The sequence below is a fragment of the Streptomyces sp. PH10-H1 genome, from assembly GCF_030063355.1.
In the GTDB taxonomy this organism is placed as follows: Bacteria; Actinomycetota; Actinomycetes; order Streptomycetales; family Streptomycetaceae; genus Actinacidiphila.
In genome coordinates this window covers 192,978-217,449 of record NZ_JASISZ010000002.1, presented here as the reverse complement: position 1 = coordinate 217,449, position 24,472 = coordinate 192,978, and the positions used below count along the sequence as shown (strand labels likewise).

The following is a 24,472-nucleotide window of genomic DNA, read 5'->3' as shown; positions in this document are numbered from 1 at the left end:
CTCAGCGACCGAGCCGGTCGAACGCCCCCGCCTTCGTCGCGCGCAGCAGTGCGCGGAGCGCGGCGGGGGTGGTGGTCACGATGACGACGGGGTCGTCGCTTTCACGGAGGTGGACGAGCCCGGCCGACCCGGTGGCCACCTCGACGCATTCGCCCTGACCGCCGCTGCTGAACGAGGACTTCTGCCACACGAGCTGGGACATCTGGCTCCTTCTCACAGGTTGTACATGATGTGCTGAATGAGGCTGAGGGAGTCCCGGCCCTCATGGGACTCGGGCGCGGCTTGCGGGTCCACCGGCGCCAGCGCCAACTCGGTCAGTCGTTCGAACATCTTGGCGTAATCGTCGAGTTGTTCGCCAACTCCAACGAACGCGGCGCTCATCGGGTTCTCCCGATAGACGGTTCCCAGCTCCGGCACGGAGCCCTCGAAGAGGATGAACGGGCGGGCGAATCCGGCGTAGGCCCCTCTCGCGAAGGGGAAGACCTGCAGCGTGACGTGAGGCAGTCGTGCGATCTCCATCAGCCGGAGCAACTGCTTGCGCATGATCCGGGTGCCGCCGACCTCGACACGCAGGGCCGCCTCGTAGATCACCGCGTGATAGGCGGGCGGGGAGCCGCCCGTGAGGATCTGCTGCCTGGCGAGCCTGAACTGCGCGTAGCGCTCGACCCGTTCCGGGTCGGGCTCCGTCGCCGCGATCACCTCGCGTGCGTAGTCGGCAGTTTGCAGCATGCCGGGAATGAAGAGCGGCTCGTGGATCCGCACCACCCTGGAACGCGACTCCAGCTCGGCCAGGTCGAGGGCGTTGCGTCCCATCACATCCCGGTACTCATCCCACCAGCCCTTTCCCCGCTCCTGGGCCATCTCCATCAGCGCGTCGAACAGGGGGCCGGGCGGGCATCCGTACTCGCGCAACAGCATGTAGAGGCGATTGCGGGATACGTCCACGCGCCCCGCCTCGATGTTGCTGATCCGGGTGCGGTCGGCATCGAGCAGGGCCCCGGCCCGGTCTCCGGACAGCCCGGCGCGGTTCCGCAGTTTGCGCAGCTCGGCGCCGAGTCGGCGCTGCCGTTCGCTGGGCTCACTTCTGGGCGGCATGTGGGACCTCCTTGTCCCGGAGTCTGCCGCGATCAACTCCCGTGGTCCACATACTTGTTCACCCGTCACCCATGCGGGTCGGAATATGCGGAAACGGTTGCAACAACAAAAGACCGTTCCCTACCGTCGTAGGCACCCATCCACCGCGCTGGAAGCGGAAGCGCACCGGAGCCGACGGAGTCGGACCGGCATTGCCACTGCGTATCAGCGAGCCGCCGCCCATGGAGGCGCGAACTCATGACGACAGGAACCGACTTCTCGCTCGTCTTCCCGCCCGACCCCGTATGGGTCCGCTCCGCCCGCGAGGGCGTCCGTACGCTGCTCACCGCTACCGGCGGTGGCGCGCTCGCAGATACCGCGTTACTGCTGACGTCCGAAGTGGTCACGAACGCCGTGAACGCCTGCCATCGGGCCGGCACCCACTCCCGGCTGACCCTCTTCGCCGCGTGCGAACGGCCCGGCGCTCTGCGTGTGCTGGTGAGCGATGACGCGCCGGGGGTGCCCAGCGTGCATCCGCGGCCCGGGGCGGACGAGGAACACGGCCGTGGACTGCCGCTGCTCAGCCTGTGCGCGACAGCGTGGGGAGTGTGCCGGCACGGGCCCAGGCCTGGGAAGTCGGTGTGGTTCGAGCTGGGCGGCCCTCCGGCCACCGTATGAACCCGCGCGCTACAGCGCCACGCCGGCTTCCGCGTCGTCGTCCGCGATGACCTTGCCGAGGAACACATCGAGGTTCCGCACCGCCCTGGCGATCTGCTCCTCCAGGGTGAGGGACTCCTCGAACCGCTGGGCGAGCGCCGTCTTCTTCTTGCCCCGGACGTAGAGCGAACACCCGAGATCCGCGCACATATACGTGCCGATCGTGTTCCCGTTGCGGCCCGCAGGGCCGGCCTTCGGGGCGACGAGGAGGTCGACGCCACCGCTGGCGTGCGAGGTGACACAGATCGAGCACAGGCTGGTGCGCAGCAGATTCCGGCGCGCGCCCGGGGCGATGCGCAGGGTGATGCCGGTGAGCTCCCCCCGCGAGGGCGCCACCAGGTAGCCGCGGTCGGGGGCTCCGGGATCGCGCCAGCCCAGGAAATCGAGGTCTGCCCAGGGCAGGTCGGCGAAGTTCCTGGGCAGGTTGAGGCGGCGTGCTTCTCCCTTGGAACAGTTCACGAAGGAGGCACGGATCTGCTGTTCGACGAGCGGTTCCATGGTGTCTGAAGCTAACAGCCGGGTCCGGACGTGTCGTCCGATTTTTCCGGCGGCCGGGGCGCACGAAGGCCCGGCACCCCTGGAGGGTGCCGGGCCCGTACGCGTAAGCAGTTACCGCTCAGCCGCGGCGCTCAGCCGTCCCGCTTCGGGCGCCAGACGACCAGGGCGGTGGTCTGGTGCTCCTGGTACGGGACCAGGTCGCGGCGGTACGAGGCGTGGACGGCCGCCTCGCGCTGCTGGATGACGGCCGACATGCCTTCGGCGGCAGCCGCCAGTTCGGCGACGCGCGCCTGCAGCGCTGCCACCTGGTTCTCCAGCTCGATGATGCGCTTGATGCCGGCGAGGTTGATGCCTTCGTCCTGCGACAGCCGCTGCACCTCGCGGAGCAGCTCGATGTCGCGGGCCGAGTAGCGGCGGCCGCGGCCGGCGGTGCGGTCGGGGGAGACCAGGCCGAGACGGTCGTACTGGCGCAGCGTCTGCGGGTGCAGCCCGGAGAGCTGAGCCGCCACCGAGATGACGTAGACCGGGGATTCCTCGGTCAGCTGGAACGGCCCCACAGAATTATGGGGGCGCATCCGGCCACTGCCGCGCACGCCGTCCATCTCATGCTCCCTTCGCGGCCTTGAAGAGCTCTGCCCGCGGATCGAAATCCGCTGTGGCCTCCCGGTAGGACTCGAGCGCGTCGAGCGCCTTGCCCTCGATCTTCTCCGGTACTGCGACCTCTACGGTGACCAGCAGGTCACCGTGGCTGCCGTCCTTGCGGAGCGCGCCCTTGCCGCGGGCCCGCAGCGTACGCCCGTTCGGCGTGCCCGGGGGCAGCTTGAGGGTGACGGGCGGGCCGCCGAGCGTCGGTACCTTGATCTCGCCGCCGAGCGCCGCCTCCGGGTAGGAGACCGGCACGGTGACGGTGAGGTTGTCGTCCTTGCGTCCGAACACGGGGTGCTTGTCGACATGGACGACGACATAGAGATCGCCGGCCGGACCGCCGCGCTCGCCCGGCGCTCCCTTGCCGCGCAGCCGGATCCGCTGGTTGTCGGTGACACCCGCCGGAATCCTGACCTGCATGGTCCGGGAGCTGCGGGCGCGCCCGCTGCCCTTGCAGACGTCGCAGGGGTCCTGGGCGATGAGCCCGCGGCCCTTGCAGTCCACGCAAGGGTCGGTGAGGGAGAAGCCGCCACCGCCACCGCGCGACACCTGGCCGGTGCCGACGCAGGTCGGGCAGACCCGGGGGGTGCCGTTCTTGTCGCCGGTGCCGGAACAGACCTTGCACGGCGCCTGGCTGGACATCCGGAGCGGGACCGTGGCCCCGTCCACCGCCTCGGTGAAGCTGAGCGTCACCTCGGACTCGATGTCCTGGCCGCGGCGCGGCTGGACGCGGGTGCCGGTGCCGCCGGCGCCCCGGTTGAACAGGCCACCGAAGACATCACCGAGGCCGCCGCCGAAGCCGCCGGCCTGGCCGCTCTGCCCGCCGCCGCCCTGGGCGCCGCCGAAGAGGTCGCCCAGGTCGAAGCCGAAGCCGCCCTGGCCCGCCGCGCCGCCACCGGGGCTGCGCAGTCCGCCGTTGCCGAACAGCGCGCGGCCCTCGTCATACTCCTTGCGCCGCTTGGGGTCGGACAGGACGTCGTTGGCCTCGGAAATCTCCTTGAAGCGCTCCTCGGCCTTGGCGTCGCCCTTGTTGGCGTCCGGGTGGAACTCGCGGGCGAGCTTCCGGTACGCCTTCTTGATCTCCGCCTCGGTGGCGTCCTTCGGAACGCCGAGAACCTTGTAGAGGTCCTTCTCGTACAAGTCCCTGCTGATGCTCATCCTCGACGTCCCTCCTTCCCGTGTGTCGCGTCAGCCCTCTTCCGGGCCACCGCTCTCCTCGTCAGATGCCTCTTCCTCGCCCTTGCCGGCCGCTCCCGGCTGAGGCTCGGCCACGGCGACCCGCGCCGGGCGGATGGTCCGCTCACCGATCCGGTACCCGGGCTGCAGGATCTGCACGCAGGTGGTCTGCATGACATCCGGCGAGTAGCTGTGCATCAGGGCTTCGTGCACCAGCGGGTCGAAGGGCTCGCCCTCCTTGCCGAACTGCTGCAGGCCCATCTTGGCGACCACGGTCTCCAGCGATTCGCCGACGGACTTGAAGCCGCCGACCAGTTCGCCATGATCCCGTGCCCGGCCGATGTCGTCGAGTACCGGGAGCAGCTCGGTCAGGAGGTTCGCGATGGCGATCTCCCTGACCGCGATGCGGTCCCGGTCCACCCGGCGACGGTAGTTCTGGTACTCCGCCTGGAGCCGCTGGAGGTCCGCGGTGCGCTCGCTGAGCGCGCTACGGGCCTGGTCCAGCTGCGCTGTCAGCGCTGTGATCTGATTCGCGTCCCCGGCCGGGGCCGCCGGCTCCGCCTCATCGGCGGAACCGGCGGCCTTCGCCGCATCGTTGTCGGGCTCCGCGGCTTCGGAGGGGACGTCGGGCTCCTTGTCGAAGCCCTTCGACTCCTCCGTCACGCGGCACCGTCCTTCGGCTTGTCCTCGTCCACGATCTCGGCGTCGACGACATCGTCGTCGGCCTGGGCCTGGCCGGCACCCGCGGCGTCACCGGGACCGGCGGCACCGGCGCCGTCGGCCTGGGCGTTGGCGTAGAGGGCCGTGCCGAGCTTCTGGCTGGTGGCGGCGACCTTCTCGGTGGCCTCACGGATCGCGGCGATGTCCTCGCCCTTGAGCTTCTCCTTGAGGTCCGCGACGGTCGTCTCGACCTCTTCCTTCACGTCCGCCGGGAGCTTGTCCGTGTTGTCGGCGATGAACTTCTCGGTCTGGTAGACGAGCTGTTCTGCCTGGTTACGGGTCTCGGCGGCCTCGCGGCGCTTGTGGTCCTCTTCCGCGTACTGCTCGGACTCGCGCATCATGCGGTCGATGTCGTCCTTCGGCAGCGCGGAGCCACCGGTGACGGTCATGCGCTGCTCCTTGCCGGTGCCGAGGTCCTTGGCGCCGACGTGCATGATGCCGTTCGCGTCGATGTCGAAGGTGACCTCGATCTGCGGCATCCCGCGCGGAGCCGGCGGCAGACCGGTCAGCTCGAACATCCCGAGCTTCTTGTTGTACGCCGCGATCTCGCGCTCGCCCTGGTAGACCTGGATCTGGACGGACGGCTGGTTGTCCTCGGCCGTCGTGAAGATCTCGGAGCGCTTCGTCGGGATCGTGGTGTTGCGCTCGATGAGCTTCGTCATGATGCCGCCCTTGGTCTCAATACCCAGGGACAGCGGGGTGACATCGAGCAGCAGGACGTCCTTGACCTCGCCCTTCAGGACACCGGCCTGCAGTGCGGCGCCGATGGCGACGACCTCGTCCGGGTTCACACCCTTGTTGGCGTCCTGACCGCCGGTCATCTCCTTGACGAGCTCGGCGACGGCCGGCATACGGGTCGAGCCGCCGACCAGGACCACGTGGTCGATCTCGGACAGGTTGATACCCGCGTCCTTGATGACGTTGTGGAACGGGTTCTTGCAGCGGTCCAGCAGGTCCGCGGTGAGCTGCTGGAACTGGGCGCGGGTGAGCTTCTCGTCCAGATGCAGCGGGCCCTCGGCGGACGCCGTGATGTACGGCAGGTTGATCGAGGTCTCGGTGGACGAGGACAGCTCGATCTTCGCCTTCTCAGCGGCCTCACGGAGGCGCTGGAGGGCCATCTTGTCCTTGGACAGGTCCACGCCGTGGCCGTTGGCGAACTGCTTCACCAGGTAGTCCATGACGCGCTGGTCCCAGTCGTCACCACCGAGGTGGTTGTCACCGTTGGTGGCCTTGACCTCGACGACGCCGTCGCCGATCTCGAGCAGCGAGACGTCGAAGGTGCCGCCACCGAGGTCGAAGACGAGGATGGTCTGGTCGTCCTTGTCGAGACCGTAGGCCAGGGCGGCGGCCGTCGGCTCATTGACAATACGCAGGACGTTGAGACCCGCGATCTCGCCGGCCTCCTTGGTGGCCTGACGCTCGGAGTCGTTGAAGTACGCCGGGACGGTGATGACCGCGTCCTGCACCTTCTCGCCCAGGTATGCCTCGGCGTCACGCTTCAGCTTCTGCAGGATGAAGGCGCTCATCTGCTGCGGGTTGAAGTCCTTGCCGTCAACATTGATCTTCCAGTCGGTGCCCATGTGGCGCTTGACCGACCGGACGGTCCTGTCGACGTTCGTGACTGCCTGGCGCTTGGCGACCTCGCCGACGAGCACCTCGCCGTTCTTCGCGAAGGCGACGACGGACGGCGTGGTCCTGGCGCCCTCTGCGTTGGTGATGACGGTGGGCTCGCCGCCTTCGAGAACGCTGACGACGGAATTAGTCGTGCCCAGGTCGATGCCGACCGCACGTGCCATGGTGAATCCTCCTGCTGACTTGAGTGGAACTGGCTCAAGCGTGCATCACGAGGGCGAAACCTGTCAACAGAGCTGAGTGGAGGGGACTCAACTCTTCGGCCGTTCGATCACTCACAGCGTCGACGGAAACGCTGTGACCTGCGCCGATAGGGGAGGGCGGTCGTCAATATCTGCGTCAACATCTGCGTCAATATCGATCCTCGCGCAATGCGCGGAACAGCGCGTCGGCCCGGAGACGCGTCAGCCGGGGACAGATGGCGCGGCACGGTCAGAAAGCGCATGCCTGGGAACCAGCGAGCCCAGGACCTCGTGCCGCCGCACGCCGGCCGACCCCTTGAAGTCCTTGAAGTCCTTGAAGTCCTTGAAGTCCTTGAAGTCCGCGAAGCCCTTGAAGCCCTTCGAGTCCAGCACCAAGTGATGGTCGACCCGGATGCCGGTGAGCGCCTCGAAGGTGCGGATCGTGCAGCCCGTTCCGCCGGCCCTGAAGGCCCGGTGGAACTGCTGGTACCGCGCCGGACTCGTACTGCCGTCCGGCCGCCGGCAGCTGGGGATCCTCACCATCAGGTCGGGCCCGAACCTCTTATCGCGAGACAGTCATTGCCGTATTGCTGACGTTTTGCGCGTCTATAGTCTTATTTCCTACGAACAGATGCGGATCAGTCGTGCGGCCAGCGACACAGATCACCGGCTGGGCGGCTGTATGGGGCCATCGATCCCGGGTAATCTCAGCGAAGACCACTTAAGTTACCGCGTAGTAATCCAGGCTCGGGTCCCGTTCCGAGCCACGCAGTACGCCCGGTTCGCCCAGTACGCCCGCGCAGGCCCGAGGAGCCCTCCATGCAACTCGCCGCGATCATTGTGTCGCTGGTCCTCACCGCGGTCGGCGTTGCGCTCATCAGCCGCGCCGTCGCGCAGATCTACCGGTACGTGAAGCTCGGCCAGCCCGTCCCGGCCGGCAGCCGCACCGACGACCCCAAGCAGCGCTCGATCACGCTGGCCAGGGAATTCCTGGGCCACACACGCATGAACCGCTGGGGCATCGTCGGCTTCGCGCACTGGTTCGTCGCGATCGGCTTCCTGACGCTGCCGCCGACCCTGGCGCAGGCGTACGGGCAGCTGTTCCAGGCGGACTGGACGCTGCCGTTGATCGGTACCTTCCTGCCGTTCGAGCTGTACATCGAGTTCATCGGCCTGATGACGGTCCTCGGCATCCTCGTCCTGATGGCGATCCGGCTCCTCAGCCTGCCCTCCCGCGCGGGCCGCAAGTCCCGCTTCGCGGGCTCCAAGGCGTGGCAGGCGTACTTCGTCGAGTACGTCATCCTCACCATCGGCCTGGCGATCCTGACCCTGCGCGGCCTCGAAGGGGCCATTCACCACGTCGAGCACTACGAGGCGTCGTACTTCGTCTCGTATCCGCTCGTCCTCGCCTTCAAGGGCCTGAGCACCGCCACGCTCCAGAACCTGATCTACCTCACCGCGATGATCAAGATCGGCGTGTCGCTGATCTGGGTGATCACGGTCTCGCTCAACACCAACATGGGTGTCGCCTGGCACCGCTTCCTCGGCTTCCCGAACATCTGGTTCAAGCGCAACGCCGACGGCGCGGTCGCGCTCGGCGCGCTCCAGCCGATGGCGTCGGCCGGTGTACCGATCAACTTCGAGGACCCGGGCGAGGACGACCAGTTCGGCGTCTCGCAGGTGGAGCACTTCTCCTGGAAGGGCCTGCTCGACTTCTCCACGTGTACGGAGTGCGGCCGCTGCCAGTCGCAGTGCCCCGCCTGGAACACCGGCAAGCCGCTCTCCCCCAAGCTCCTCATCATGTCGCTGCGCGACCACGCGCACGCCAAGGCGCCGTACCTGCTCGCGGGTGGCGGCAAGGACGCCGAGGGCAACGAGATCGCGACCGCCGAGCAGCTGGCGAACGTACCCGCCGCCGCCCTGGCCGAGGCCGAGCGCCCGCTGATCGGCACCGCCGAGGAGAACGGCGTCATCGACCCGGACGTCCTCTGGTCGTGCACCACCTGCGGCGCCTGCGTCGAGCAGTGCCCGGTCGACATCGAGCACATCGACCACATCGTCGACATGCGCCGCTACCAGGTGATGATCGAGTCCGCGTTCCCGAGCGAGGCCGGGACGATGCTCAAGAACCTGGAGAAGAAGGGCAACCCCTGGGGCCTGGCGAAGAAGCAGCGGCTGGCCTGGGTCAAGGAAGTCGACTTCGAGGTCCCGGTCGTGGGCCAGGACATCGAGGATCTCTCCGAGACCGAGTACCTCTACTGGGTCGGCTGCGCGGGCTCCCTGGAGGACCGCGCCAAGAAGACCACCAAGGCCTTCGCCGAACTTCTCCACATCGCCGGTGTCTCCTTCGCCATCATGGGCGGCGAGGAGAACTGCACGGGCGACTCCGCCCGCCGCCTCGGCAACGAGTTCCTCTTCCAGCAGCTCGGCCAGCAGAACGTCGAGATGCTCAACATGGCCTTCGGTGAGGATGCCGAGGAGGGCATCGTCGTCGAGAAGGCCAAGAAGAAGATCGTCGCGACCTGCCCGCACTGCTTCAACACCATCGCGAACGAGTACCCGCAGCTCGGCGGCGAGTACGAGGTCATCCACCACACGCAGCTGCTGCAGCACCTGGTCGACGAGGGCAAGCTCGTCCCCGTCACCCCGGTCGAGGGCCTGATCACGTACCACGACCCCTGCTACCTGGGTCGGCACAACAAGGTCTACACACCGCCGCGCGACATCATCAAGGCGGTGCCGGGGCTCCGTAACGAGGAGATGCACCGGCACAAGGAGCGCGGCTTCTGCTGCGGCGCCGGCGGCGCGCGCATGTGGATGGAGGAGCGGATCGGCAAGCGCATCAACAACGAGCGCGTGGACGAGGCGCTGTCCCTCAACCCGGACATCGTCTCCACCGCCTGCCCGTTCTGCCTGGTGATGCTCTCCGACTCGATCAACGGCAAGAAGAACGACGGCAAGGCGAAGGAAACACTGCAGGTCGTGGACGTCTCGCAGCTGCTGCTGCAGTCGGTCAAGACGCCGGCGGACGCGGTGGCGGACGACTCCGGCGATTCTGCGGAGTCCGCCGAGTCCGCGGGTGCGGCCAACACTTCCTGACGCCAGGCGCGGCTGGGACAAACAGAGCGACGGCATGCCCTGAGGGCGCGCCGTCGCTCTGTTGATGTTGTCGGGCCTCAGTTGACGCCGAGCCCCTTGAGCGCCTTCGCGAACGCGGCCGCGTCGTACTTGGCGTTTTCCGGGGTGACCTTCTTGCCGTTCACCAGGACCGTCGGCGTGCCCTGCGATCCGGAGGCCGCGAAGACCTTCTCGGACCTGGTCACCCAGTCCTTGTGGGTCTCGTCCTTGACCGCCTTCTGGAAGGCGGTGGTGTTCAGGCCCTTCACCGTGTCGGCGATCTTGAGCAGGAAGGCGTCGGTGAGACCGTCCGCCGGCTCCTCGGGCTGGTTCGCGAAGACCGCGGAGTGGAACTCGGCGAACTTCCCGGCCTCGACCGCCGCACGCATCGCGTTCGCCGCCCTCACCGAGCTGCTGCCGCCGAAGTTCGCGTCGAGGAAGGACGCGATCGTGTACTCGACCTTGACCTTCCCGTCCTTCACCAGCTGCGCGAGCACCGGGCCGCTGGCCTGTTCGAAGTGCTTGCAGTAGGGGCAGCGCGGGTCCTCGTAGACCTTCACCGTGTTCGGCGCCTTCGCGTCGCCGACGACGATCGACGTACCGTCCGCCGCCATCCGCGCGGGGAGTTGGGACAGCGTCGCCGCGTCGGCCGCGCCCTTGGCGCTGCCGCTCTTGGCGGCGCCGGCACCGGCCCCGGCCTTCGACGACGCGGCCGAATCGGACCCTGAGCCGGACCCGGAACCGGATCCCGAGGACCCGCACCCGGCCGCAGTCATCGCGAGCACCGCGGCGGCGACGGCCGCGACTCCTGCGGCTTTGACGTTGCGGACGGTAGGTACAGCCATGGAACGGCTCCTTCTGCTCTGACTCATCTGACTGTTCTGGCTTCGCTGGCTTTTCTGCCTGCTCTGACCCGGATATTCGGAGATATCCCCTCTTATAACGACGCTAAGTTCCCAGCAGCCACACACGCCCCGGCAGAAGTCACCCGAATCAGTGCCAAAGGTCCCGCCGCCACGTGTCACAGGTTGGCCGCAAAGCCCCCCGTACAACCGGGCTCCAGGCCCAGCGCCCAGCGGGAACCGGTACGTTCGATGACGTGGCTGGATTCAGGAATCGACGCGGGCGGGACCACAGCGGGCAACCGCCGGAGTACGGACAGCAGGCGCCCCAGGAGGGCGGGCAGCAGCAATACGGCCGGCCGGGGCCGTCCGGCGGGCAGCCGGAGTACGGCCGGCCCGGCTACGGGCAGCCGCAGGGCCGTCCGCAGGGCTACGGCGGCGCCCCGTCCGGCGAGCCCGAGTACTTCGGCGAACCGGCCCCCGCCCCGGCCCCGGCGTACGACGACAACCCGGGCCACACCCGTGCCTTCACCCTCGGCGGGGCCGCCGACCAGTTCGCTCCCTACTCCGGCCCCGACCAGGACGGCCCCGGCAACGACAACATCGCCACGTACCGCGCGGGCCAGGCCACCGCCCCGCCCTCCGGTCCTCGGCTGCACTGGAAGCAGCTGATCCGCGGCATCGTCCTGCGCCCCGGCCACACCTTCTGGCAGATGCGCGACTACCCGGTGTGGGGCCCGGCCCTGATCGTCACCTTCCTCTACGGGCTGCTCGCCGTCTTCGGCTTCGACGCGGCCCGCAAGGACATCCTCAACGCGACCGTGGCCACCAGCGTCCCGTGGGTGATCAGCACCGGTGTCGCCGTCACCCTCAGCGGCCTGATGCTCGGCGCCGTTACGCACGCCCTGGCCCGCCAGCTCGGCGGCGACGGCTCCTGGGCCCCCACCATCGGTCTGGCGATGCTCGTCACCTCGCTCACCGACGCGCCCCGGCTGCTCTTCGCGCTCTTCCTCGGCAGCGCCAACGGACTCGTCCAGATCCTCGGCTGGGTCACCTGGCTCGCCTGCGCGGCCCTGCTCACCTCCATGGTCAGCAAGTCCCACGACCTCCCGTGGCCCAAGGCCCTCGGCGCCGCCTCGATCCAGCTGATCGCCCTGCTGGTCCTCTTCAAGCTCCCGCTCATCTAAGTAGTAAGGGGCGCCTCTGCAAGGAGGCGCCCCTTACTACCGCTACTACGATCGCTCAGGCGTCGCGTACCTGCCCCGCGCGCTTCACGACCGGCTCGTCCACGCTCCAGGCTGACTTGACTGTATGACGGTAGTACTCTGGCTCTGCTCTGAGAGCAGGGGAGGCCCGTTCATCGTGGCGCGCAAGGTGGGGATCTACACCCGAATCTCGCGGGACGACGAGGGCGACGCCATGGGCGTGGCCCGACAACAGCAGGACTGCGAGCGCTTAGCCGATCTCCGGTCGTGGCAAGCCGTGAAGGTCTACGAGGACAACGACGTCTCAGCGTTCAAACGCAACGTGGTGCGCGCCGAGTTCGAGTTGATGTTGAAGGATCTCCGCGCCGGTCTCATCGAAGGCATCGTTGCCTACGACCTGGACCGCCTGGCCCGGCAGCCCCGCGACCTGGAACGGCTCATCGAGATCTTCGACGAACGCCCGAAGTCGGAGTTCGCGACGGTCACCAACGACGTGAACCTTGGAGCGTCGGACGGCCGGACGATGGCCCGCATCATGGTCGCGTTCGCCAACAAGTCCTCACACGACGCCTCACGCCGGATCAAGCGCAAGCACTTGGAGTTGGCCCAGCAGGGCAAGGACAGCGGCGGGCCGGCCCCGTACGGGTGGCGTAAGGACGATCGGACGAAAGTCGATCCCGACGCCGCGCGCGCGATCCGCGAAGCGCAACAGGAGATCCTTGCCGGTGTCCGCATCGGCACCATCCGTACGCGCTGGTGGGAACAGGGTCTCGGGAACCCGCGCGCCGGCACCAAGCGCATGGCACACCACCACGTTGAGCACATCCTGACCAACCCTCGTTTGGTCGGGTACCGGACGTATCACGGCGAGATCCTGACCGGGGCCAACGGCGAACCCGTCAAGGGCGAGTGGGAACCCATCAACACGGTCCCCGAGTGGGAGGCGGTGTGTGCCGCCGTCACCGAACGGAAGCTGCAACAACGGCCGGGGAAGCTCCTGGCCCGCAAGTACCTGCTTTCAGGCATCGCACGATGCGGGCTCTGCAAGACCAAGATCCGGGGTCAGATCAACCAGCGCTGGAAGCCGGGCTCAAAGGCGACCAGGTATACGTATCAGTGCTCGGTGGTCAACGGAGGATGCGGCAAGGTCGGGCGCGTGGGCGAGCCCGTCGACAAGTTGATCGCGGAACTCGTACTCGAAGAGCAACGCGAGAAGTCGGCCGCGCTCGGAGTCCCGATCCAGCAGCAGTGGCCTCTCGCAAGCGAGTTGGAGGCGGTCCAAGCGGACATCACCCAGCTCCTCGAAGCCGAGAAGGCCAAGCAGATCACCGTATCCACACTGCTCCAGCTCCTTCCCACGAAGGAGAGGGAGCGCGACGAACTCAAGCTGAGTCGTGCGCGCTTCTACAAGGATCAAAAACAGGCAGAGGCCCAAGTGCGCGCAGGAGAGCTGTCGGTGGCCGAATTCTTCGATCTCCCCGTCGAGCGTCAGCAAGAGATCGTGTTGCACAGCCTCTCAGCCGTGATCATCCATCCGGCGGGACGCGGGTGCCGGATCTTCGACCCCGAGTTGATCGATCCCATTTGGCGATAGCCATACCGGTCGGCCGTGCAGCAGGCACGCGCGGCGAACCCATTCCTCATCCCGAGCAGGCGCGCGTCGAAGGTGCTTCTGCAGCCACTCTTCGCGAGACATGACCTTGGGTCGTGCCGTTTCGCTGCGTCGCTTTGCATCAGTACTCCGAGACATCCAGCCCACCCCCGGCTCGCTCCTCGCGGGCGGTCGCGCGGTTAAAGGCGACGTCTTGTGCGATGGAGGCGGCGAGCCAGGATTCGCCGGGGGTGTGTCCCTGACCCGCGTACTCCCAGTGCGCGACGATCAGCGTCGTGCCTTCCGAGTCGCCGGGGTCGGGCAGGCCGCGTTCTTGGCGTTCCTGGCGGGCGCGGAAGTCCGCGCGGACCTGACGACGGGCGCCCATAGTGGTGGAGTAGCGGCGGGATTTGGTGGAGAAGTGGCCCCGGAAGCCGAGCATGTGGGACCAGTGCGCGAGCTTGCGTTCCGGGTAGTCCTCATCGAGTGCCCAGCACGCTTCGATCAGGCGCCGGGTGTGGGCCGGGATGTCCGGCTGCTTGTCCAGCTCGGACAGCTCCCCCACCCGGCGATCGACCGCGCCGGTGGTCTCAGCTGCCTTGGTGGCGTACTTCGCGACGTAGGACGAAACCGCGTCGTCGTCCAGGTCATGCCCGTCACCGACGCCGATCGGACGGACATCCACCTGCCCACCCCACGCCATCACGCGTTCCAGGTGCGCACCGGCCGCGGGCACCACCAGCGAGACCCGACCCACCGCCGCACGAATCGCCTCATCCAACAGCCCAGCCGTCGCCCAGACAGGAGCCTCCTGGGTGGAGCCTTCCGGACCGTCGAGCCGCACGATGGCGTGGAAGTGGACCGCGCCGCGCTTCTGGAACTCGGCGACCTTGGCGAACGACAAGCGCACGTAATCGCCCAGCTCCCGGTTCGACAGCCCAGCACGCGAGGCGATCTCCCGCCGGAGGTAGACCGTGAAGCGCTGCCAGAGCTGCCCGGCATGGTTGTTCCACAGCACCGCGCCCGCGTAGTCGTACCGGTCAGGATCAAGTGGCGTGCCCAGCACGGCAGCCGACTCCTCATGCTCCGCACCGCAGCGGCAGCGCCATGTCTGCGGACGGTTGTGCACGGGGCCGAAGCTCGGAGCCGTCAACGTCAGGAACACGCGCGGGTGCGTCCGTACCGCCGCGGGAACGCCCATCCGCTCATCGCCCACCAGTCCGGCACGGATCAGGTGGTAGACGTCGCCCGCGTACGTCCAGGCGCATGAAGGGCACCGGGAGGCACGGCGGTTGCCGCAGGCGATCCGCAGGCGTCCCCCAGGCTCATCCTCGGTCGAGTACGCGTACAGGATCTCGCCGGTAGCCGCGCTCTTGGTCGTCGTGCCGCCTCGCAGGTGGATCGGGTGCGCACAGCCACCGGTCCGCTTGACCTGCTCCCGCCACCGCTCGAAGCCGGGATCGTTCGCGACGCGCAGCAGGTCCGACAAGGTCAGGGGATCAGTACCCATGGCCGCAGCCATGTCCGCGAAGGCCGCCGGGGCGACCGAGGAGGCGCTCACGCGGCCACCGCCGAACAAACCGGGGCCGGGACAATCTCCGGACTGGTCGGGTAGCCGAAGGACCGATCACGCGGGCAGATCAGGTCACCGTCGTGGGTGAGGACCCGCAGGCCGTCAATCTCGACCCAGGTCCAGGAGGCGAACCGGCCCTTGCAACCGGGGCAGACCGGACGCCCGAAGGCGGACCAGGCGCTCAGGCTGCGGAGCACCGCCGAGTGGGCGGCAGACTCCGGAGCAACGACCAGGGCCCCATCCAGCCGCTCATTGGCCGGAACCATAGGCACGCTCATGCGGCCACCGACCCGACAGTCATCGCGCGCAGGTGCTTGCGGATCGTCCGCAGCCTGACCGGGTCGAACGAGCAGTGAATGATCCGGTAGTTGTCGAACCGGGCCCGGTGCTCGGCCCAGATCTCCAGCGAGGCCGTGTCGCGCTCGCAGTGCCCCCAGAAGGTGACCAGAAGGCCCGTCTGTTCCACGACCTTCGACAGACCCCACCGGTTGGCACCGTCGACCATGAACGCTGCAACCTTCGCCAGGTCCGGACGAACCTCGGCAACGTAGTCCGAGGCGTACAGCGCTATTACCAAGGCCGCGTCGGGTAACTCGGCGACGATGGCCGAAGACAGAGTCACAGCGTGCGGAGCGAGGAGAGTTGCAGGCATGATGGAAGCTCCCTCTCAAGGGGACTCAGGGACGCGGCGACTTGCTTGGCGGTAGGGCGCCGCGTCCTCTTGTGGCTGTTCTCACCTGTTCGTCCGGCGAGTACAGCTCTATAGTGTTCTAGAGCTGCACCTCAGTCAAGAGGTGTATCGAAGTGCTTTAGAACAGGAGCTTTGATCATGGTTGCTGACTCGCCAGCACTGCCCCCCTACCGGCGTATTGCCGCGCAGATCAAGGGCATGATCGAGCGCGGCGAGCTCCAGCCAGGCGACCGCATTCCGTCCGTTCGCGAGATCATTCGCGACGAGGGCGTATCAGTCGGTACCGCAACCCGTGTGGCTGCCGTGCTGCGAGCGGAGGGCTACGCCGAGACGATCCAAGGCATCGGCACCGTGGCCCGACTGCCTCACAAGGTCACAACCGGGCCGGACCGGCTCCAGTTGCAGCGCGCCACTGGCAGTGGATTTCGGCCGGGTGAACGCGTCGAGATTGTCAGCGCCGAAGTCGTGCCAGCCCCCGAAGAAGTCGCTGACGCGCTGGAAGTTGACGAAGGCAGTCCGGTAGTTCAGCGACGGCGCAAGTACGTGGATGACGACGGAGTGATCGCTCTATCGACGTCGTGGCTCCCCGGCGAGTTCGCCCACAGCGCTCCAGAATTGATCTCCACCGGCCCGCTCCCGAAGATGACGTTCGGACTCATCGAAGATCGCACAGGGCGACGGGCGGTCAAGCGCCGCGACGTGGTGAGCATCCGTCCTGTACCGGAGGATGTAGCTCCCCTTCTGGAAGTCCAATCAGGGTCCTTGGCCCTGTCCATGGCCAACCACTACTGGGACCAACACGGTCAAGTTACCGAGTTCGCACGCGACTTCCTTGGCGCAGGTCGGGAGCTTGCCGCCGACTATGACCTTGAGTAGCGGCCGAGCTGTTACAGATATCTCTACCTCATCAAGGCGACTCGCTGCGCTCGCCGCTGGCCCGTAGCCTCGGGCCTCTCAGGGTCTGTAAAGCAGTCTTCTCTCAGAGATCGATAGGCCGCGCACAGCGCGGCGGCGCCGGCCGTCGCCCGGCGCGGCCTCGCCTCCATGTCTGCGCCACCGGCGGACCGCGCCGGTCGCCGTCCGCGCCCACAAGGTGGGGGAAACACAGGTCCGGGCCAGGTCAGGGGCGGTTGCGCGGATTGCCAGCCGAAACGGCACAGACAGCCTCCGGCGGGGGCGCTCCGACTCTGGGATGGCGGAAACCCGGACGGCGACCGCGGACCGTACCTGGTCGGAGTAGGGAGCTGCCATCCCGCCTGCCGACGTCCCAGGCAGAGCCGAGCAGCCTTGGGCCCTGGTGTCCAGGTCGTTCGTACAGTGGGGCGCTCCACCTGGACACCAGGGCCCAAGCCCGCTCCACGTTGTGTGGGACGACGGCAGACGGGATGGCAGCCGGGAGCGTCGTGGCGAAGAGCTCTTGGGCTGGGGCGACGGAGGACCTGCGAGGACCAGGTGGGACCAGCTAGGACCAGCGGGCTGTAGTCTGGGCTACAGACACGCAAACTATGTTGGCACGAGTTCTCATTCAATCTGCCAGAGTTTGCGCAGGTCACACGGACCGGCTCCAAGCTAGGAGCCCAGCCCCGGTGGGAAAGACCGAGGCCGGGCTCATCGCATGGAGTCGTTAAGCGGGTCCGGCCGACTACGTAACGGCCGGGCCCGTTTTGCTGCCCTGGCACATCGTCCGGCTCACCACCTAACGTTTGGCGCTGCTATCGCGCCAGCTGCTCCACACAGCCTGCGAGTGCCGCGATCGCGGAGAGGAGGGCGATCCAGATCTCCGCCCTTGTGGGGCTTCGCCTCGGTCCGCGCTGCTGCTCTTCTTGATCATCCGGCTTCCGCAGATCTGCCATGCCGACTTCCGATCCGGTCGTACTACCCCCAGGCTTGCGGGGTCCTCGGCCCTTTGGTCCGAAGCTCGGGATGGATCGGAAGCGGACGGCAGAAGCATATCGCTCGGCACTTACACCCAGGTGTCCGCCGGGTACGGCGCCGATCACTCAACCCCCCTAAAGGGCCTCCTTGTTCAGCTTGGCCGCCTCGCCCGACCTATGTACTGGAGGCAAGACACTCCACGGAAAGTTGATCCAGTCGTCCGTGCGCTTCCACACGTACTCGCACTTCACGAGCGACTGCGCCTTCTCGTAGATCACCGCGCTGCGGACCTCCGCGACATGCCCCACGCAGAAGTCGTGCACCAGCTTCAGCGTCTTGCCGGTGTCCGCCACATCGTCGGCGATCAGCACCTTCTTCGCGGAGAAGTCGATCGTGTTCGGCACCGGCGCCAGCATCACGGGCATCGCCAGGGTGGTCCCCACCCCGGTGTAGAACTCGACGTTCACGAGGTGGATGTTCTTGCAGTCCAGCGCGTAGGCCAGCCCGCCCGCCACGATGACGCCGCCGCGCGCGATCGACAGCACGATGTCCGGCTCGTAGCCGTCGTCCGCGATCGTCTGCGCCAGCTCCCGCACGGCGCGCCCGAACCCCTCGTACGTCAGGTTCTCCCGCACCGCTCCCACGTCAGACCTGCGTCCGGTGGAAGTTCAGGAACGACCGCGAGGCCGTCGGCCCGCGCTGCCCCTGGTAGCGCGATCCGTAGCGCTCGGAGCCGTACGGGTGCTCGGCGGGCGAGCTCAGCCGGAACAGGCACAGCTGGCCGATCTTCATCCCCGGCCACAGCTTGATCGGCAGCGTCGCCAGATTCGACAGCTCCAGCGTCACATGCCCAGAGAACCCCGGATCGATGAACCCGGCCGTCGAGTGGGTCACCAGACCCAGCCGGCCCAGCGAGCTCTTCCCCTCCAGGCGCGACGCGAGGTCGTCAGGCAGCGAGATGACCTCATACGTGGACGCGAGCACGAACTCACCCGGATGCAGGATGAACGGCTCATCACCCTCCGGCTCGACCAGCCGCGTCAGATCGCTCTGCTCCACCGCCGGATCGATATGCGGGTACCGGTGGTTCTCGAACACCCGGAAGAGCCGGTCCAGTCGGACGTCAATACTCGACGGCTGCACCATCGACTCGTCGAAGGGGTCCACGCGCACCCGCCCGCTGTCGATCTCGGCCCTGATGTCCTTGTCTGAGAGAAGCACGCCCCGAAGGTTACGCGGACGAAGCGGCCCCGGCCCAATCCTGACCGGAGCCGCGCGCCAGCACTTCCGCTACTTCCCGTTCTCCACCGGCACCGCGTGCCGCAATCGCGCACAGCGCGGACACCTCAACAACCGCCCGGGACCCAGCCGGCCGACACCCAGATTCTGCATCGGGAACGTCGCGGTGCTGAATACGTGCCCCTCGGCACAACGAACGACGGTGCGCTCCATCGTTTCCCTTCCCCAACTTCGTGGACGACAAAAGCCACATTAGGGGATCAGACGGGCCAACTTCCACACGCCGCTCCGACCCCAACGCTACGCCCCAACCCCCGCCCCCCGCAGCCGCATCCTCACCCCCGAACAGCACAAAGGCCCCGAGCCAAACACGCCCAGGGCCAGCCATGCGGTACAGTATGCGACGGTGCCACGCCTCAATCGGCGTGCCGCGCGAGTGTAGTTTAATGGTAGAACATGAGCTTCCCAAGCTCAGAGCGCGGGTTCGATTCCCGTCACTCGCTCCACATGAAAGCCCCAGGTCAGCGACCTGGGGCTGCACTATTGTCTAGACCATTTTCGCCTTGCCGTGCCCTCCGCGTGCCCTAACTCCCGCAAAACGCACGGTCTACGACAGATTCGCGCGTCGCCAGCTACGGGCTTCCCAAATCGCCCTGGCCATCTTCGCGGATCAGGCACGAAGCGCAGCGCTGATCGGCCATCGCATGATGTGTCTGGTTCACAGCGGAGACCCGGACATTCGATTCGAACCCGTCGGGGCGATGCCCGTGATGTGGAACGCCGAGGAATGGCTGCATGCGACGCGCCACCCCGTTTAGAGGGCTCGAGGGGCTCTGTCAGCGGTCAACCCGACCTGGTGCCCGTCACCGTGGTAGTGACCCGGCGACTCTCACCACTGACAACGTGCGCAGTGCTCGAGCCGCGTGCTCAGAGATCAGCGGTTGATCGTCTGGATCTCCCCGCACCGCGTGGTCATGCACCTGCCGCACCAGGCGCGATAGCCTCATCCCGTCCCGTTTCAGTAGGGTCAGATGTGCAGGTAGTGACTACGGCAAGACGCAGCGGGCGATGCACGGGGGTGCGGCAGTGGGGAACCGTCCGGCGGACTGGCACATACTTGACCTGGACCGCGATCCGGTCCCCGGCGACCCCTTCGAGGTGAAGGAACTCGCCCGCAAGCTGGGGGACTTCGCGGATGATGTCTCGTCGGCGCTGCGGTCGGTGCGGGGGCTGAGCGGGGACACCGCTGTTCAGGACTGGGCGGGTCTGGCGGGGGATGAGTACCGCAAGCAGTTCGGGGATCTGCCGGGCGAACTGGGCAAGCTGGAGAAGTCCTACCGGCTGGCGTCAGGGGCGTTGGAGACGTACTGGCCGAAGCTGGAGACGGCGCAGGCCGACGCCGACCGCGCGCTGGCCCAGGGCCGCACCGCCCGGCAGGATCTGGACGCGGCCAAGACCACCCAGACGAACACCACCGACTGGGTGAAGCGGGCCGACGATAAGTCCAAGGAGTACCAAGACAACCCGAAACCGGGCGTGGCGCCGCCGTCGGCCGAAGAGGTCCGCACCGCGACCCGGAACGCGCTGGACGCCTCCAACGCGCAGAAGTCCGCGAACTCCGCCGTGCACGACGCCCAGCAGCGCCTGGACGCGGCCAAGGAACTCGCGGCCCAGGCCGCCCACCTGCGCGACACCGCCGCGAGCACCGCCGAACACGCGCTGCACGAAGCCTCCGACGCCGGGATCAAGAACAAGCACTGGTGGGAGAAGGCGGTCGACTGGGTCGCCGACCACTGGGACGACATCGTCACGGTCTGCAAGGTCATCGTGGCCGTGCTGGGCATCGTCGTGATGATCATCGGCGGCCCGCTGGCCTGGATCGTGCTGGCCGCAGCCCTGGTCGTCCTCGCCGACACCCTCATCAAATACGCCGAGGGCAAAGCATCCCTCTGGGACGTGCTGTTCGCCGCCCTCGACTGCATCCCGATGTTCAAGGGTCTGACCACCCTCGGCGGCCTCGCCAAGATGGCCAAGAGTCTCCCCGCCCTCCTCAAGAGCGGCAAGGCGCTGGAGAACCTCGCCAACGGCGTCCGCAAGGGCGCGAGTGCGATACGCGAGACCGGTCGGGACATCAAGAAGCTGGTCACCTGCGGTGACCCGGTCGATATGGCGACCGGCGAGTTGGTCATGTCCGCCACCGACGTCGAACTGCCCGGTGTGCTCCCGCTGATTCTGGAGCGCCACCACCGCTCCTCGTACCGGGCCGGCCGGTGGTTCGGGAAGTCGTGGTCCTCCACCCTCGACCAGCGGCTGTGGGCGGACGACCAGGGGGTGCGGTTCACCTCCGCGGACGGCATGGTGCTCTACTACCCGGTACCGCAGTCGGGCGTACCTGTCATGCCGGTCGAAGGCCCCCGCTGGCCGTTGACGTGGGATGGGCTGCCTGCCGGAGACATATCCGTCAGCCAGCCGGACACCGGGCGGACGCTGCACTTCAGCGCGCTGCCCGGCCGCAGTCCGGCGCACCTGGTACTCGCCGCGATCAACGACCGCAACGACAACCGCATCACGGTCGGCTACGACGCCGAAGGTGTCCCGGCGGAGGTCGCCCACAGCGGCGGCTACCGGGTGGGCATCGACAGCGACGCGCACCGCATCACCGCCCTGCGCCTGCTCAGCCATCCGGACCGGCCTGTCCTGCTGTCCTACGGCTACGACGCCGGCGGGAATCTCGCGGAGATCATCAACTCCTCGGGCGCGCCCCTGAGGTTCGGCTACGACGACAGCAGCCGGATCACTTCCTGGGAGGACCGCAACGGCACCTGGTACCGCTACGAGTACGACGCGGAAGGCCGGTGCGTGTTCACCACCGGCACCGACCGACTGCTGGAGTACTCCTACCGATACGACGACGCCAACCATCGCACCACGGCTACCGACTCCCTGGGCCACACGACGGTCTACCAGTTCAACGACCACTTCCAGCTCGTCGCCGAAACCGATCCCCTGGGTCACACCACCACCCGGGAGTGGGACCGCTACGACCGCGTCCAAGCCGTCACAGACCCCCTGGGCCACACCACCCGCTATGCCTACGACGAGCACGGCGACCCGGTGGCTGTCATCCGGCCGGACGGCAGCCGGACCGTAGCGGAGAACGGCGAGCACGGCTGGCCCGTGGCCGTCACCCAGCCCGACGGGCATGTCTGGCGCATGGAGTACGACTCCTACGGCGCCCTGACCGCCGAAACCGACCCCACCGGCGCCCAAGTCTCCTACCGGTACAACGACATCGGCGCAGTCACCGCGATCACCGACGCCGCCGGCCGCACGGTCCTGATCGAGACCGACCCGACGGGCATGCCCGTCGCGACCACCGACGCCGAGGGCTCGACGACGCAGTACGAGCGCGACGCCTTCGGCCGGCTCATCGCGCAAATCGCTCCGGACGGCGCCCGCACCACGTTCGGCTGGACGACCGAGGGCAGGCTGAGCCGGCGCACCCTGCCCGACGGCACCACCGAGCGACGGGTCTACGACGGCGAGGGCAACCGCGTCGAGCACATGGACCCCGCAGGTCAGGTGACCCGCTTCGAGTACTCCGGATTCGACCGGCCCGCGGCTCGGATCGACCCGGACGGATCCCGGCTGGAGTTCACGTACGACGGTGAGCTCCGGGTGACCTCGGTGACCAATCAGCTCGGTGCCTCCTGGCGGTACTTCTACGACGAGGCCGGCAGGCTGGCCCATGAGGAGGACTTCACCGGACGCACACAGAGCTACCGCCACGACGCGGCAGGCCGGCTGGTCGAGCAGATCAACGGTGCGGGCGAATCCACCGTGTACGTACGGGACCTGCTCGGCAAGGTGGTGGAGCAGCGGACCTCCGAGGAGGTCACGACCTACGTCTACGACCCGGTCGGCAACGTCCGCCACGTGCACGGCAGCCACGCCGAGCTGAGCTACGAGCGCGACGCTCTCGGCCGGATCCTCGCCGAGACGTGCAACGGCGCCACCGTGCGCTCCACGTACGACGTGCTCGGCAGACGCACCCACCGGGTGACGCCCTCGGACGCCGAGAGCGTCTGGGAGTACGACGGCCGCGACCGGCCGGTGCTGCTGCGGACGGCGGGCAGAACCGTCACCTTCGCCTACGACGCGGCCGGGCGTGAGATCGAACGCCAGGCGGGCGCCGCCGTGCTCACCCAGGACTGGGACCCGGACGGCAGACTGAGTACGCAGACCCTGACCGCGCGCGACCTCTCCAGCGGTCTGGAACCGCGGCGGGTGCAGCAGCGGGCATATCGCTACCGGCCGGACGGAACGGTCGGCGCGATCGACGACCTCCTCCACGGCGACCGGGTCATCGATGTCGACAGCACCGGGCGCGTCACGGGGGTGCAGGCGGCGACCTGGTCGGAACGCTACGCGTACGACGCGGCGGGCAACCTCACGCAGGGGCACTGGCAGGAAAACCAGCCCGCGCAGCCCACCGGGGGCGGACCGGTTCCCGGCGGGAACGGACCGGGGCGCAGCTCGGGAGACGTGCGCTACGACCACGATGCCCAGGGCCGGGTGGTACAGCGGCGCAAGAAGCGGCTGTCCAGGAAGCCGGACGTCTGGCAGTACACCTGGGACAGCCAGGACCGGCTGGTCGGCGTGACCACCCCGGACGGTGCCCGGTGGGCCTACCGGTACGACCCGTTCGGCCGCCGCATCGCCAAGGAGCGATTCGGCCCGGACGGCCAGACCGTGGTGGAGCAGGTGCTGTTCGCCTGGGACGGGTTCGTGCTGGCCGAGCAGGTCACGCGGTCGGGCGACGACGCACCCAGGTGCACGGTGTGGAACTGGGAGCGGGACCGGTTCAGCCCCGTCACCCAGGTCGACCGCGTCGCCGCGCCGGACCGCGCCCCAGCGTCGGACCGGCCGCAGGAGTGGATCGACGAGCAGTTCTACTCGATCGTGACCGACCTCGTCGGCACGCCCGCCGAACTGGTTGACGAGGAAGGCGAATTGGCCTGGCGGGCGCGGACGACTGCGTGGGGCGCCGGGCTCAGCGAGCCGGGACCCGATCGCGCGTACTGCCCACTGCGGTTCCCGGGCCAGTACCACGACCCCGAGACGGCACTCAACTACAACTACTACCGGCATTACGACCCGGAGACGGGCCAGTACGCGTCGCTGGACCCACTCGGCCTCGCACCCGGCCCGAACCCGCGCACCTACGTGGCGAACCCGTTCACCGCTGTGGACCCGCTCGGCCTCGCACCCGACTGCGAAGCCGCCGCCCGACAGGCCGCGCGCGCCCGGGCTGACCTCGAACAGGGGCGGCCGGGGGCGAGCAAGAACACCAGGCCGACGAGTTCGGCCGGGCTTTCGGTGCCGGGACACCCGAAGACCTTCGACGGCGCGAGCATCAAGGGCGGCGGAGACCACGACCTGCATCCGGACATCCAGGCGGCCTATGACGACGTGCCGCAGGCGATCAAGGATGAAATGAAGGGACAGCACGGGCGTTGCGGCGAGCCGGAAGCGCTGTCGAACGCCGTGCGGGCCGGCGTGAATCCACGAGGTGGTGTGATGGCCGCCGTGAATGTACGCGCGCCGGGCAATCCGATGCACGGCGTACCGAAGCCTCCCTGCCCATCATGTAAACATGTCCTTGACAATCTTGGAATCACGGCGGTGACTTAGC

20 protein-coding genes and 1 tRNA gene are annotated in these 24,472 nt (G+C 67.7%); 7 read left to right on the top strand and 14 right to left on the bottom strand.

Annotation, left to right across the window (positions count from 1 at the left end):
- Position 1 precedes the first annotated feature (1 nt).
- Both QMK24_RS02255 and QMK24_RS02250 read right to left on the bottom strand, forming a co-directional pair.
- Positions 2-202: a DUF397 domain-containing protein gene (locus tag QMK24_RS02255; RefSeq protein ID WP_283463304.1), complete on the bottom strand. Its 201-nt coding sequence runs from the start codon at positions 200-202 to the stop codon at positions 2-4.
- An 11-nt stretch (positions 203-213) separates the two neighbouring features.
- Positions 214-1,095, bottom strand: coding sequence for a helix-turn-helix domain-containing protein (locus QMK24_RS02250; RefSeq protein ID WP_283463303.1), 882 nt, complete (start codon positions 1,093-1,095; stop codon positions 214-216).
- 237 nt (positions 1,096-1,332) lie between these two features.
- Between QMK24_RS02250 and QMK24_RS02245 the strand changes: the two genes are divergently transcribed.
- The gene (locus QMK24_RS02245) at positions 1,333-1,752 is read left to right on the top strand and encodes an ATP-binding protein (protein WP_283463302.1); all 420 of its coding nucleotides are present in this window, start codon (positions 1,333-1,335) and stop codon (positions 1,750-1,752) included.
- A 9-nt stretch (positions 1,753-1,761) separates the two neighbouring features.
- On the opposite strand, the gene QMK24_RS02240 is transcribed toward QMK24_RS02245, so the two are convergent.
- The 6 genes from QMK24_RS02240 to QMK24_RS41650 form a co-directional block, all read right to left on the bottom strand.
- Positions 1,762-2,289, bottom strand: a complete 528-nt coding sequence (locus QMK24_RS02240) for an FBP domain-containing protein (protein ID WP_283463301.1) — start codon at positions 2,287-2,289, stop codon at positions 1,762-1,764.
- A 131-nt stretch (positions 2,290-2,420) separates the two neighbouring features.
- Entirely contained in the window at positions 2,421-2,891 is a 471-nt protein-coding gene (locus tag QMK24_RS02235; protein ID WP_283463300.1) for a heat shock protein transcriptional repressor HspR, read from the bottom strand.
- A gap of 1 nt (position 2,892) precedes the next feature.
- The gene (dnaJ, locus tag QMK24_RS02230; protein ID WP_283463299.1) at positions 2,893-4,092 is read right to left on the bottom strand and encodes a molecular chaperone DnaJ; all 1,200 of its coding nucleotides are present in this window, start codon (positions 4,090-4,092) and stop codon (positions 2,893-2,895) included.
- A 30-nt stretch (positions 4,093-4,122) separates the two neighbouring features.
- Entirely contained in the window at positions 4,123-4,773 is a 651-nt protein-coding gene (grpE, locus tag QMK24_RS02225; RefSeq protein WP_283463298.1) for a nucleotide exchange factor GrpE, read from the bottom strand.
- On the bottom strand, positions 4,770-6,626 hold the full coding sequence (dnaK, locus tag QMK24_RS02220; protein ID WP_283463297.1) for a molecular chaperone DnaK: 1,857 nt from the start codon (positions 6,624-6,626) through the stop codon (positions 4,770-4,772). Before dnaK ends, grpE begins: the two co-directional genes overlap by 4 nt.
- A 240-nt stretch (positions 6,627-6,866) precedes the next feature.
- The gene (locus QMK24_RS41650) at positions 6,867-7,187 is read right to left on the bottom strand and encodes an LCP family glycopolymer transferase (protein ID WP_502962425.1); all 321 of its coding nucleotides are present in this window, start codon (positions 7,185-7,187) and stop codon (positions 6,867-6,869) included.
- A gap of 276 nt (positions 7,188-7,463) precedes the next feature.
- Between QMK24_RS41650 and QMK24_RS02210 the strand changes: the two genes are divergently transcribed.
- On the top strand, positions 7,464-9,743 hold the full coding sequence (locus QMK24_RS02210) for a (Fe-S)-binding protein (protein WP_283463296.1): 2,280 nt from the start codon (positions 7,464-7,466) through the stop codon (positions 9,741-9,743).
- Between the two features lie 77 nt (positions 9,744-9,820).
- On the opposite strand, the gene QMK24_RS02205 is transcribed toward QMK24_RS02210, so the two are convergent.
- On the bottom strand, positions 9,821-10,606 hold the full coding sequence (locus QMK24_RS02205) for a DsbA family protein (protein ID WP_283463295.1): 786 nt from the start codon (positions 10,604-10,606) through the stop codon (positions 9,821-9,823).
- A 173-nt stretch (positions 10,607-10,779) separates the two neighbouring features.
- On the opposite strand from QMK24_RS02205, the gene QMK24_RS02200 reads away from it, so the two are divergent.
- Together QMK24_RS02200 and QMK24_RS02195 are read left to right on the top strand one after the other, a co-directional pair.
- A complete protein-coding gene (locus QMK24_RS02200; RefSeq protein WP_283463294.1) occupies positions 10,780-11,790 on the top strand; it encodes a YIP1 family protein in 1,011 nt (336 codons plus the stop codon).
- A 175-nt stretch (positions 11,791-11,965) separates the two neighbouring features.
- Positions 11,966-13,402 carry a recombinase family protein gene (locus QMK24_RS02195; RefSeq protein ID WP_283463293.1) on the top strand — a complete coding sequence of 479 codons (1,437 nt, stop codon included), beginning with the start codon at positions 11,966-11,968 and terminating at the stop codon, positions 13,400-13,402.
- A 139-nt stretch (positions 13,403-13,541) separates the two neighbouring features.
- Here QMK24_RS02195 and repSA read toward each other — a convergent pair whose 3' ends face one another.
- Genes repSA through QMK24_RS02180 form a run of 3 tightly spaced genes read right to left on the bottom strand, consistent with a single transcriptional unit; the run spans position 13,542 to position 15,624 of the window.
- Positions 13,542-14,909 (bottom strand): replication initiator protein RepSA, encoded by a 1,368-nt coding sequence (gene repSA, locus QMK24_RS02190; protein WP_283463400.1) that lies wholly within the window; start codon positions 14,907-14,909, stop codon positions 13,542-13,544.
- Positions 14,910-14,956: 47 nt separating this feature from the next.
- On the bottom strand, positions 14,957-15,250 hold the full coding sequence (locus QMK24_RS02185) for a hypothetical protein (protein WP_283463292.1): 294 nt from the start codon (positions 15,248-15,250) through the stop codon (positions 14,957-14,959).
- Positions 15,247-15,624, bottom strand: coding sequence for a hypothetical protein (locus tag QMK24_RS02180; protein ID WP_283463291.1), 378 nt, complete (start codon positions 15,622-15,624; stop codon positions 15,247-15,249). Before QMK24_RS02180 ends, QMK24_RS02185 begins: the two co-directional genes overlap by 4 nt.
- 177 nt (positions 15,625-15,801) lie before the next feature.
- On the opposite strand from QMK24_RS02180, the gene QMK24_RS02175 reads away from it, so the two are divergent.
- Entirely contained in the window at positions 15,802-16,539 is a 738-nt protein-coding gene (locus QMK24_RS02175; RefSeq protein WP_283463290.1) for a GntR family transcriptional regulator, read from the top strand.
- A gap of 1,133 nt (positions 16,540-17,672) precedes the next feature.
- On the opposite strand, the gene QMK24_RS02170 is transcribed toward QMK24_RS02175, so the two are convergent.
- On the bottom strand, positions 17,673-18,182 hold the full coding sequence (locus QMK24_RS02170; protein ID WP_283463289.1) for a phosphoribosyltransferase: 510 nt from the start codon (positions 18,180-18,182) through the stop codon (positions 17,673-17,675).
- 1 nt (position 18,183) lies between these two features.
- Entirely contained in the window at positions 18,184-18,759 is a 576-nt protein-coding gene (dcd, locus tag QMK24_RS02165; protein ID WP_283463288.1) for a dCTP deaminase, read from the bottom strand.
- Between the two features lie 450 nt (positions 18,760-19,209).
- On the opposite strand from dcd, the gene QMK24_RS02160 reads away from it, so the two are divergent.
- Together QMK24_RS02160 and QMK24_RS02155 are read left to right on the top strand one after the other, a co-directional pair.
- Positions 19,210-19,283, top strand: a tRNA-Gly gene (locus tag QMK24_RS02160).
- Positions 19,284-19,863: 580 nt separating this feature from the next.
- Positions 19,864-24,471 carry a DUF6531 domain-containing protein gene (locus QMK24_RS02155; protein ID WP_283463287.1) on the top strand — a complete coding sequence of 1,536 codons (4,608 nt, stop codon included), beginning with the start codon at positions 19,864-19,866 and terminating at the stop codon, positions 24,469-24,471.
- The last annotated feature ends 1 nt before the right edge of the window (position 24,472 follow it).